Consider the following 12,459-nt stretch of genomic DNA (forward strand, 5'->3'; position numbering starts at 1 on the left):
ACGGGCATTAGTCAAGTAATTATAGCACTAACCTGAACGAAGTTCAGCGAACGTCTTTAGACGTCGCTGGAGAGAAACGGCTTATAGCCGGTGTACAAGCCACCCGTTTTCACGGGTGGTTATGACTTAATCATCTTTTTAATGCGATGTGCTGAGATGTTGACACGAACTCTGAGAAGCGAAGCCGGACTTTTTGCCTAACCTTGTTGTAATCGTCTTCTTTTGTTTGTTTTTGCTTTGAGAAGGGTCAAGTAATGGTTTGTAATATGTAACATTTGACAAATTTCAATTTTTCAGTTATCGTTAAAAGGTTGTTTTAGTGAAATTTACAATAAAAGTAAGTACAAAGGGGGATGATGTTTCTGTTTTGAAAAGAACAATTTGAAGAGACTTATGAATATTGTTTTCACGACCAGCGACAAAAAATATCTATATTTATATTAAGGAGAAAATAATGAGACACAATGGAAAAAATCAAATGTTTCCAGATAAGCGTCAACGTTTTTCAATTCGTAAGTTTAAAACAGGAGTAGCATCCGTTGTCTTTGTTGCACTATTCTTGGGTAACATGGCTACAGTTGCTGCAGAGCAGGTTCCGACAAATACAGATTCATCTGCTAAAGAGGTAATGGAAAGTGATGTTGCTTTGCCAACGGATGAGACATTGGATAAAGTGACAACAACTGATGAAGAAGTAGCACCTATTGAAGAGGGAGTGGATGCCTCGTTAGCGCCACTAGAGAGCGCTGAGGCACCTCAAGAATTTAGAGCAGCTGTAGGAACTGAGCGTTCAGCGGCGACAAATACTAAAGAAGTAGTTGTAACACCAGGAAAAGGTATCAAAACAATTAGTGAAATTCCGACAGATGGTTTTACGACAACTGAGCCTGAAGTAAAGTCAATGAACCCTAAGTTTACTGGTACGGTAAACCATAATTCTAAAAATTACACGTTTGCTGTTATTAAAACGGATAAGTTAAATGATCGGACCACAGGCCCTCTTTATGTGGATAAAAGCGGTGAAGTTGTGACGAGCTCATCTGGTGGAGCGGCACTTATCCATCAGATGGCCTTTAGTACAGATAGAGACGGCACGGGAAATGTATATATAGATATGTACGGTGGTGATGGTAAGTTATTAATGACTGATACCCTAGTTCCTGGTCTTCATGTGGATGAACTTAAATACGTTAGCAAAGGAAGGTGGTTATGGTCCAAAGATACTACATACACTATCCAACATAGGGAGGTTATCACAAATAATGGAAATCTTCCAATCGCATCTGTATCTACTTCAGATGCAACAGATGGTTGGTTTGATGAGCTATATACCAACTACGAAAAGGCACTGGGATATACCAACGGTCGTTATATGGGCTATGGCTGGTTCGTTCCTAGATTAATTGACAAGAAGACAGAATATGTTGTCAAAGATTCTAACAAAGTGTTAGCGACTGTGACACAAACAGAAATGTCAGGGTACAAATTTACAACTGCAGCACCAGAAACAATTACAGCAGATGGTGTGACCTATAAGTTGATCAAAGATAGTGGTACCAATACAAGTGGTTTCATCAATCCTCTAGTAAGTAAGGGTGATGCGCTTGCTGTAGGTACCGATAAAGGTTATTTCATCAGATATCTGATGAATGATGATAATGGAAAAGCGATTGACTGGGAACTTCTGGATCCTGACAATAACGTTGCAAAAGATATTAATGGCAAGCCTGCTAAAGGTGTCTTGAGAGATGGGGAAACAGCGAATGTAACAGTTGATGTTGCATCAACTAATACTCGGACAACTTTCTACATTAATAATCCATATTTCCCAGGTGGGAGAACTGTATACTATTATGAAGTTGTTCCAACTTCGGAAGTTCCTAAAGGTAGTGTCACGGTAAAACATGTTACAACAACTGGTGAGGTTCTGAAGGAAGAGACCTCAGTTAAAACTAATGAGCCAGTTGGTACACCATATGAGACCCAACCAGAAGACAAGATTGTGACAGACAACGGTCGTACCTTCAAGTACAAAGAGGTTGATAAAACTTCTGCGCAACCAAAAGGTGAAGTCAAAGAGGGTACTCAAAAAGTAACCTTCGTTTACGAAGAAGTCAAAGGTAATGTCACAGTCGAGCATGTAACGACAGACGGTAAAGTTCTTAAAGCAGAAACTCCAGTCTTTAGCGAAAACCAGTCAACTGGCACAGCTTATGAGACGAAGAATGAAACTGAATTGAAAGACGAAGCAGGCAATGTTTATGTCTTCAAGGAACACAAAGCAGATTCAGCCCCGGTTTCAGGCAAGGTTACTGAGACAGCTCAAAAAGTTGTTTACGTTTACGAGTTGAAACCAGTCACTCCAACACCAACACCAGACGCACCAAAAGGTGATGTCACAGTCGAACACGTTACAACAACTGGTGAAGTTCTGAAGAAGGAAACCCCAGTCAAGACAGATGAACCAGTTGGTACACCATATGAGACCCAACCAGAAGACAAGATTGTGACAGACAACGGTCGTACGTTTGTTTATAAAGGTCTCAAGGAAGACTCTGCGGATCCAAAAGGTGAAGTCAAAGAGGGTACTCAAAAAGTAACCTTCGTTTACGAAGAAGTCAAAGGCAATGTCGTAGTCGAACATGTAACGACAGATGGTAAGGTTCTAAAAGCAGAAACTCCAGTCTTTAGCGAAAACCAGTCAACTGGCACAGCTTATGAGACGAAGAATGAAACTGAATTGAAAGACGAAGCAGGCAATGTTTATGTCTTCAAGGAACACAAAGCAGATTCAGCCCCAGTTTCAGGCAAGGTTACTGAGACAGCTCAAAAAGTTGTTTACGTTTACGAGTTGAAACCAGTCACTCCGACTCCAACTCCAGAAGTTTCAAAACCAAAATCTACTACACCTGCTACACCAACGCAAGATAGCAGCATCCCAACATCAGTAGTTTCTACAAATAAAGCGCAATTGCCGAATACCGGTGAAGATAACTCGGCAGCTTTTGCAACACTAGGTACAGCTATGTTGGTGGCTACATTTGCATTCAACGGAAAACGTCGTCAAGACGAGAACTAATAAAGCGTTTTGCAATGTATCTTTAAAAGAGGGTATCATTTTTTACCATCAAGCTCTTTGAGTGGCAAGTAGAATGAGTAGCTTTTTGAAGCCTCCTGTCAACCGTAGCGGGCGACTTATAGATTGATTCAAAAGTCTAGGGAAAAATTAGTCCTTACATATTAAAAAACGAGCAATTCCGATTTGAAGTTGCTCGTTTTCCATTCTATAAAACTTATTTTTGGTGGTTTAGTTGAAATGTTTAAAAAGAGAATTCCGATATTAGGGATGTGTCGAGGGTCAAATTATTAATTATAGTCTTTTAGTTTTTCTTTTAGTACGAGGCAATGAGCCGCAGGCATAACTGAAGTTAGGCAAGGCGAGTTCAAACAATCCAGTGGAGTGTTTGAAGTTGGAAATAGGGAGTGGGAAAGAACTCGACTGGTCTAAAAAGAGTTCGTCAACAATTTTTCGTTTTAAGTTGTTGAGTTGAAACAGTCTATTCCCAGACTGTTTCACTCCCACCCCCGCACAGCTCAAACTGTCTGGGAGACAGTTTGAGGTTGGAGATAAAGTGAACTTTGTTTGCAACAGTCGTAATGGTCAGATTTGGAGTGTGAAACACGAACAAATCTGCCAATCAACCACTGCGCTGAGATGTTGACACGAACTCTGAGAAGCGAGGATGGACTTTCTACCCAGCCTCCTTACGTCGAAGTAATAAACGAAAAACTAAAAGACGATATTTTATAATTTCACACAGAGGTAGTCTTTGGTAAGGGTTATCTTACATATTGTCTATAACTAAACATTGGCAAGTTATCATCTTGATTTACCAATTCATTCACTTGAGCTTAAAGAAGACTTTGTGCTTTTATTGTGCGAGAATGTGTCATCTCTTCAAAGTTTTGCTTGATGTAGTGCAAGGTATTTCAAAAGAAAAAGTTGTATGAATTGGCAGTTTTAGAACAAGATAAAAGTAAGTTGTTAAGGATATTAGCCAAGTTGTCATAGTATTAACTTGAATGAGGTTCGTTGAAAGTTTTTAGATGTCGCTGGAGGAGAAGTTTATAGCTAGGGATACAAATCACGTTTTCGCGGATAGCTATGACTTTCTCAAAAAAAATGCTTGACCAGTTAACGTTCTTGTTATATAATTAACTGGTTAAAGAAGGAGGTAATTATGTTTAAGAAAATAGTAGGGACCTGTCTTTTGGCCTTATTCGGTTTTGTTTTAGCAGCTTGCTCGGCTCAGAAGGAAGCGAGTCAAGTACAGCCAGGAATGAAAATAGTCACCTCATTTTACCCAATTTATTCACTGGTTAAGGAAGTGTCTGGGAGCAAAAATGATGTTCGAATGATTGGTTCAAGACAGGGTATACACTCTTATGAACCATCAGCTGCAGACATAAAGGCTATATATGATGCAGATGTTTTTATCTATCATTCGCGAATTTTGGAATCCTGGGCAGGACGTTTGGAGCCTAATTTGCAAGGTTCATCTGTCAAGGTTTTGGAGGCTTCGACTAATTTACCGCTGACAAAGGTTCCAGGGCTAGAAGACGTAGAAGCCGGTCAAGGGATTGATGAAGCTAGTTTATATGACCCTCACACATGGTTGGATCCGGTTTTAGTTGGTCAGGAAGCTGTTGCGATTGGTGAACTTCTAGCAGAAAGTGATCCTGAGAATGCGGATTATTATCGTCAAAATGCTGCAACTTTGGAAGAAAAAGCGCAAAAGTTGGCAGACAAGTATAGTCCAATCTTTTCAAAAGCTACATCAAAAACATTTGTCACTCAACACACAGCCTTCTCCTACACCGCGCAACGCTTTGGGTTGAAGCAGTTGGGAATCGCAGGAGTTTCAGAGGAGGAACCAAGCCCTAGACAGTTGGCGGAAATTAAAGAATTTGTTGACACCTACAATGTACAAACAATTTTTACAGAGAAAGGCGTCTCAGATAAGCTTGCTAAGTCATTGGCGAGTTCGACAGGTGTGGACTTAAAAGTGTTGGATCCTCTTGAAGCAGATCCAGAAAATAATTTAACCTATTTAGAAAATCTAGAGCAAGTTTTAGAAACATTAGCTCAAGAGTTAAAATAAAAGACCGAATTGTATCGACCGAAAGGAGAGAATATGAAGAAAAAAGTAGTTGTTGGCTCTGTAGCTGCCCTTGTTTTAGGGATGAGTCTCTGTAGCTATCAGCTTGGACGTTTCCAAGCTATGGAAGAACAAAAAAATCGTGTGTCCTACATTGAAGATAGTCAAAGTGCACAAAGCACAGTCTCGGAACAATTAACACCTGATCAAATTTCTGCCAAGGAAAATATTGACGCTGAGCAGATAGTCGTTAAAATTACTGATCAAGGCTATGTGACATCACACGGTGACCATTTCCACTACTATAATGGTAAAGTCCCTTTTGATGCGATTTTTAGTGAAGAATTGGTCATGAAGGACCCGAACTATGTTTTACAAGACAGTCACATCATCAATGAAGTCCAGGATGGCTACGTCATAAAAGTTGATGGGAAATACTATCTCTATCTAAAAGACCCTAGCAAACATAAAAATGTTCGTAGCAAAGAAGAGGTGGAGCGGCAAAAAGGAATCTCTTCTGCTGACAGTAAGAATCAGGCAGCAGGAAATAGTAAAGATGGCCGCTACAGAACAGACGATGGCTATGTCTTTAATCCGACAGATGTTATTGAAGACACGGGAGATGGTTTTATCGTTCCGCACGGCGACCATTTCCACTTTATTCCTAAAAAAGATTTATCAGCTACCGAATTGAAGGCTGCTCAAGATTACTGGAATCAAAAAGGAAGTGTGAGTTCGGCTAGTGGTAGTCAATATGGCGATAAAAATAGTAGAGCTCAACAGACAACAATTAGTGCGGGGCAAGGTCAGGATTTGGCTAGTTTATTGGCTCGATTGGATGCAACACCCCTATCTCAACGCCATGTAGAAGCGGATGGATTGGTATTTGACCCAAGAACGATTACGAAGAAAACCGCAGCAGGTGTCATCGTTCCACACGGCGACCATTACCACTTTATTCCATACAGCCAGATGTCTCCTCTAGAAGAGAAGATTTCTCGAATGATTGGTGTAAATGGAGCAGGTGTTTCTTCTGGCGCACAAGTAAGTCACTCCCAACATACACCAACACAACCAAATCGTCCAGTAACACCAATCGGCACGGTTACAACGCAACGGGTATCGCCTACACAACCAGTATTACCAACACAACCGAAGCAGTCAACAGGGAAAGTGGTTTCCTATATGGGACGTCAAATTCCTGCTTACGGAAAAGGATTAGATGGTAAGGCATATTTTACAAGTGATGGATACATCTTTAGCAAATCCTCTATTACCTCAGTTGATGATCAAGGGTTGATAGCTAGTCATGGAGATCATTTCCATTATGTTGGTTTTGGCGAACTCGAAGATTTTGAAATCAAGCAAGTAGAGGAATGGGTTAATGAGAAGGCGGGCAAACAAGTGCCGCCGAAAACATCTGAACAAGTAGGAAACGATGCTAAACCCACAACACCAAGTCAAGGGAACGATTCAAAACCCACAACACCAAGTCAAGGGAACGATTCAAAACCTGTAAAACCAATTCAAGAAGAAAATCGCCCTGCATTTGAATACAAACAAGTAACGGCTAAGCGTAAATTGGCTGGAAAAGTTGTTTATGAAATGGAAGTAGGTGGAAAAACTTATACGTATGGTCGTGACGAACTAGATTTGATGAAGATCTCTTTTGCTGAGTTGACCTTGGCAGAAAAAGATAAGCAGTATATCTTTGATATTGCACCGCTTGCAGAAGGAGATCTTAAGCCAGCCATGTTGGTCGGTATGGATCAAATTCCGATGAAGGGAGCGAATGCAACCTATGATACTGGACAATCCTTTATTATTCCACACATTGATCACATCCACGTCCTACCTTACACATGGTTGAGTAAGGAACAAATTGCAACGATCCGCTATATCATGCAACATCCTGAAATTCGTCCATCTGCTTGGACTACAAGTGGACATGGTGATGGAGAAGCAACGGATCTTGTTCCTCCAATTCTAAATGCAACACCTAAAGCAAACCGCTTAGGCTTGAAAAATTGGCAAATCATTCACACCGCAGAAGAAGTCATGAATGCACGTGCAAAAGGGAAATTTGCAACAAATGACGGCTATATCTTCTCGGCGGAAGACGTACTAGATCCAGCAAGTTTTGTCTTTAGTCAAGCATTCAGTCTACCAAGAGCGACAGGTGGTTCTCTGCGTTCAATTTCCAAGAAAGATTTATCTAAAGAAGAATTGGAAGCTGTACAAACTCTTCTTGATAAACGAGATGCTGAAGAATTGGCGAAAAATGTCACACCAATTGAGAAACGTGCAGGTTTGAAAAATTGGCAAATTGTTCACTCGGCAGAAGAATTGGCAGAAGCTAAGGCAGCAGGAAAATATACAACGAAAGACGGCTATATTTTTGACCCAGCAGACCTATTAGATCCAAAAGTGAAAATAGGTACGGATAACTATCGCATCCCACGTGTGATTACAGATGGTTACCGTCGGATTAACAAGAGTGATTTGAATTACTTAAGCGAGCTAATCCCAGCAGAGGCTATGGTAGCTCAACGTGAGAAATCTAATTCTAGTTCACCGTCAACACCTGCACCAACTGAAACAGGAACAACTGCAGGCGAGACAACAACGCCAGAACAGCCACAAGTTGCCAAAGAAACAGCAGAGGAAATTTACAACCGAGTTGAAGCGAAGAAAGTCGTTCCTTTCGAAGCACTGACCTACAATGCTGGCTATGCGACCGAAGTACGCAACGGGACTCTAGTGATTCCGCATCAAGATCACTATCACTATGTATCCTTTAAATGGTTTGATCAAGGTAGTGCAAGAAGTCCTGAAGGGTATAGTCTAGAAGATTTCCTAGCAACGGTTAAATACTACATGACTAATCCACAAGAACGCCCTGTTTCAGACGATGGCTGGGGAGTATTTACACCAAATACACCATCTGAATCAACAGAAGAAACAGAGACGGAAGAAAGTGATGAAGAAATTATTTCTGAAGAAACTGAGGAAATTGACGAGTTCACAGAAGAATTAAAACGAAGAGCAGAAGAGTTTGGCATGGACTTCAAAACCTTTGAACAAAGTCTGGTCACGCTCTCAGACCGTTACAAAGTTTCTTTTGAAGCTTTCGAATATGATGCAACAAGTAAAGTTGTTCGACTTGTAGATAAGGATGGGGTCAAACGGACCATCTCCCTTCCAAGTTTAGAAGAACAAGTATAGTAAACAAAATACCTGTAGCGCTGAGCTCTGCAGGTATTTTTTTACAGAAAAACGATAAAGATTATCTTTGACTATTTGCCTTTTTTAGCGTAAAATAGAAAGGAAAGACAAAAAAGGAGAACAGCCTTGGAACTTAACGTATTTGCAGGACAAGAAAAAAGCGAACTTTCCATGATTGAAGTAGCCCGTGCTATTTTGGAAGAACGTGGACGTGACAACGAAATGTATTTCAACGACTTGGTCAATGAAATTCAAAACTACCTTGAAAAATCAAACAGCGAGATTCGCGCAGCCCTCCCAACCTTCTATTCTGATTTGAATGTGGATGGAAGCTTCATTCCACTTGGCGAAAACAAATGGGGCTTACGTTCTTGGTACGCAATCGATGAGATCGACGAAGAAGTGATCACTCTTGAAGAAGATGATGAAGATGCACCAAAACGCAAGAAGAAACGCGTCAATGCCTTTATGGACGGTGATGATGATGCGATTGACTATGGACATGATGATCCGGAAGATGAGGACAACTATCCAGGTAGTGTATCATCAGAATACGATGATGAAAATCCAGATGATGAAAAAGATGAAGTTGAGTCTTATGATTCGGAAATCAACGAAATTATTCCAGATGACGAATTGGATGAAGAGGATGTTGATTTAGGTGAAGATGACGACGAGTATTCAGATGAAGAGGTCGTCGACGAATAAGAATTATATCCCCCTAGATTCTTAAAAATAATTTGACAAGACTACCAAATTACGATAAGATACTATCGGGCACCTCTTTTGAGGTCGGAGCTCCCTAGCGATAGGGAGCTATTTTTGTTTTTTCTTCAAGTTAACAGGAAGTATCCCCACAAATTGCTTCCTATTAGCCTGAATCGTAGAAAAGGAGTTTGCATGACAAAGTATATTTTTGTAACAGGTGGCGTTGTTTCCTCTATCGGCAAAGGGATTGTAGCAGCCAGCCTAGGTCGTTTATTGAAGAACCGAGGTCTCAAGGTAACAATCCAAAAATTTGATCCATACATCAACATTGACCCGGGAACAATGAGTCCGTATCAACACGGTGAAGTTTTTGTGACGGATGACGGTGCAGAAACCGACTTGGACCTTGGGCACTATGAGCGTTTCATCGACATTAACCTGAACAAATATTCAAATGTTACAACAGGTAAAATTTATAGCGAAGTCCTCCGTAAAGAGCGTAAAGGGGAATACTTAGGGGCGACAGTTCAAGTTATTCCACACATTACAGATGCTTTGAAAGACAAAATCAAGCGTGCAGCTCGTACTACAGATGCAGATGTCATCATCACGGAAGTGGGTGGTACAGTAGGTGATATTGAAAGCTTGCCATTCCTTGAAGCGCTTCGTCAGATGAAGGCAGATGTCGGTTCAGACAATGTTATGTATATCCATACAACACTCTTGCCTTATCTCAAAGCAGCAGGCGAAATGAAAACTAAGCCAACACAACATTCTGTAAAAGAGTTGCGTGGTCTAGGCATTCAGCCCAACATGTTGGTAATTCGGACAGAGCAGCCTGCTGGACAAGGAATTAAAAATAAACTGGCACAATTCTGTGATGTTGCTCCAGAAGCAGTTATTGAGTCCTTGGATGTCGAACATCTTTACCAAATCCCATTAAATATGCAAGCGCAGAACATGGATCAAATTGTTTGCGATCACTTGAAGCTCGACGTACCTCCAGCAGATATGACAGAGTGGACAGCGATGGTAAACAAGGTTCTTAATCTCCAGAAAAAAGTAAAAATCGCTTTAGTTGGTAAGTATGTAGAATTACAAGATGCCTATATTTCTGTAGTTGAAGCTCTAAAACACTCAGGATATGCAAATGATGCTGCTATCGAATTGGACTGGGTCAATGCAAATGATTTGACAGCAGAAAACGTAGCTGAACGTCTAGGACAAGCACAAGGAATTATCGTTCCTGGTGGCTTTGGACAACGTGGTACAGAAGGGAAAATACAAGCCATTCGTTATGCTCGTGAGAATGACGTGCCAATGCTAGGGGTCTGCTTGGGAATGCAGCTGACCTGTGTAGAATTTGCTCGTCACGTTCTCGGTTTAGAAGGTGCTAACAGCTTTGAATTAGACCCAGAAACAAAATATCCAATTATTGACATCATGCGTGATCAAATTGGAGTGGAAGATTTAGGAGGAACTCTCCGTTTAGGTCTTTATCCAAGCAAGCTCAAACGTGGCTCCAAGGCTGCAGCTGTTTATGATAATCAAGAAGTTGTACAACGTCGCCATCGTCATCGTTATGAGTTTAACAATGACTTCCGTGAACAATTTGAAAAAGCAGGTTTTGTTTTCTCAGGCGTGTCACCAGACAACCGTTTGGTAGAAATTGTTGAAATTCCAGAAAATAAATTCTTCGTTGCTTGTCAGTATCACCCAGAGCTTTCCAGCCGACCGAACCGACCTGAAGGTCTTTATACGGCTTTTGTCACCGCAGCGGTAGAAAGGAGTCAGGAGAGATAGACTAGTTTTGTCTGACCTAAGCGACTTTTCTAGAGAAATGTTATAATGAAAACAAAAGGAGGGAAGAAGATGTTTCTAAACATTTTAGCTAGTATTCGTACTAATAATTTTCAAGATGAGCATTGTGTAGAAAAAATCCAGGCTCTCTGGCAGGAACAAGAGGAAGCGGTGAAAGAAGCTTTTGCCCAAGGGGAACCGGTCTATGCCGTCTATCATGACTATGCCAGTGATTACAAAGGAGACTACAGTCTCTCTATCTGCCGTTTGACAGATGGGGAAGTCTATGATTTTGACACATCCGAGCAGATCTATCAAGTATTTGAGGCTGATAAGGAGGATCCTCAAGCGATTCTTCATGCTTGGCAGAGGATTTGGCAGGCAGAAGAATCAGGTGAGCTTCATCGGGACTACACTATTGACTTTGAAAAATACGATCCCGACCAAACGGTGGCTGTCCTTATTGCGACTCAGCAGCACTGAGTTTTCTGTGTTCCTGCCTTAGCTCCATTTTCGCTTAGATTTTCCAGTTTTACTGATTGAATAGAAAGTTGATTTTTTGAAATAAACTAAAAAATTTTCTTGACAAGCCTTAGCTGTCCTGTTATACTAGTAAGGTACTCAATCGCGGGGATGGCGGAATTGGCAGACGCGCAGGACTAAGGATCCTGTGACCGCTTTAGGTCGTGTGGGTTCAAGTCCCACTCTCCGCATAGTGGACTAGCTAAGGCTAGTCCTTTTGCTTTGTCTAGATAAGTGCAGAGCGCGATATATGCTAGTTTATAAATTACAAGCAGGAGAGATAGACTAGTTTTGTCTGACCTAAGCGACTTTTCTAGAGAAATGTTATAATGAAAACAAAAGGAGGGAAGAAGATGTTTCTAAACATTTTAGCTAGTATTCGTACTAATAATTTTCAAGATGAGCATTGTGTAGAAAAAATCCAGGCTCTCTGGCAGGAACAAGAGGAAGCGGTGAAAGAAGCTTTTGCCCAAGGGAACCGGTCTATGCCGTCTATCATGACTATGCCAGTGATTACAAAGGAGACTACAGTCTCTCTATCTGCCGTTTGACAGATGGGGAAGTCTATGATTTTGACACATCCGAGCAGATCTATCAAGTATTTGAGGCTGATAAGGAGGATCCTCAAGCGATTCTTCATGCTTGGCAGAGGATTTGGCAGGCAGAAGAATCAGGTGAGCTTCATCGGGACTACACTATTGACTTTGAAAAATACGATCCCGACCAAACGGTGGCTGTCCTTATTGCGACTCAGCAGCACTGAGTTTTCTGTGTTCCTGCCTTAGCTCCATTTTCGCTTAGATTTTCCAGTTTTACTGATTGAATAGAAAGTTGATTTTTTGAAATAAACTAAAAAATTTTCTTGACAAGCCTTAGCTGTCCTGTTATACTAGTAAGGTACTCAATCGCGGGGATGGCGGAATTGGCAGACGCGCAGGACTAAGGATCCTGTGACCGCTTTAGGTCGTGTGGGTTCAAGTCCCACTCTCCGCATAGTGGACTAGCTAAGGCTAGTCCTTTTGCTTTGTCTAGATAAGTGCAGAGC

At 41.2% G+C, this 12,459-nt stretch carries 6 protein-coding genes, 2 tRNA genes and 1 pseudogene; all 9 read left to right on the forward strand.

What is annotated here, in order from left to right:
• The first annotated feature begins 454 nt into the window (after nt 1-454).
• The 9 genes and pseudogenes from ODU37_RS09955 (at nt 455) to ODU37_RS09995 (ending at nt 12,407) form a co-directional block, all read left to right on the forward strand.
• Complete coding sequence (locus ODU37_RS09955; protein ID WP_249562576.1) at nt 455-3,079, forward strand: MucBP domain-containing protein; 2,625 nt, start codon at nt 455-457, stop codon at nt 3,077-3,079.
• A 1,162-nt stretch (nt 3,080-4,241) separates the two neighbouring features.
• Complete coding sequence (locus tag ODU37_RS09960) at nt 4,242-5,162, forward strand: metal ABC transporter solute-binding protein, Zn/Mn family (protein ID WP_105106386.1); 921 nt, start codon at nt 4,242-4,244, stop codon at nt 5,160-5,162.
• Nucleotides 5,163-5,195: 33 nt separating this feature from the next.
• Nucleotides 5,196-8,384 carry a pneumococcal-type histidine triad protein gene (locus tag ODU37_RS09965; RefSeq protein ID WP_398580478.1) on the forward strand — a complete coding sequence of 1,063 codons (3,189 nt, stop codon included), beginning with the start codon at nt 5,196-5,198 and terminating at the stop codon, nt 8,382-8,384.
• 126 nt (nt 8,385-8,510) lie between these two features.
• Nucleotides 8,511-9,092 carry a DNA-directed RNA polymerase subunit delta gene (gene rpoE / locus ODU37_RS09970; RefSeq protein ID WP_011921912.1) on the forward strand — a complete coding sequence of 194 codons (582 nt, stop codon included), beginning with the start codon at nt 8,511-8,513 and terminating at the stop codon, nt 9,090-9,092.
• A 192-nt stretch (nt 9,093-9,284) separates the two neighbouring features.
• Complete coding sequence (locus ODU37_RS09975; RefSeq protein ID WP_249562564.1) at nt 9,285-10,895, forward strand: CTP synthase; 1,611 nt, start codon at nt 9,285-9,287, stop codon at nt 10,893-10,895.
• Nucleotides 10,896-10,964: 69 nt separating this feature from the next.
• The gene (locus ODU37_RS09980; RefSeq protein ID WP_029178981.1) at nt 10,965-11,375 is read left to right on the forward strand and encodes a GyrI-like domain-containing protein; all 411 of its coding nucleotides are present in this window, start codon (nt 10,965-10,967) and stop codon (nt 11,373-11,375) included.
• Nucleotides 11,376-11,519: 144 nt separating this feature from the next.
• Nucleotides 11,520-11,605: transfer RNA gene (locus ODU37_RS09985), tRNA-Leu, on the forward strand.
• Between the two features lie 162 nt (nt 11,606-11,767).
• A pseudogene (locus ODU37_RS09990) lies at nt 11,768-12,177 on the forward strand (GyrI-like domain-containing protein).
• Nucleotides 12,178-12,321: 144 nt separating this feature from the next.
• Nucleotides 12,322-12,407, forward strand: a tRNA-Leu gene (locus ODU37_RS09995).
• The last annotated feature ends 52 nt before the right edge of the window (nt 12,408-12,459 follow it).

Origin of the sequence: Streptococcus sp. 2021WUSS109, assembly GCF_044427305.1 — a bacterium.
Taxonomy (GTDB): Bacteria; Bacillota; Bacilli; order Lactobacillales; family Streptococcaceae; genus Streptococcus; species Streptococcus suis.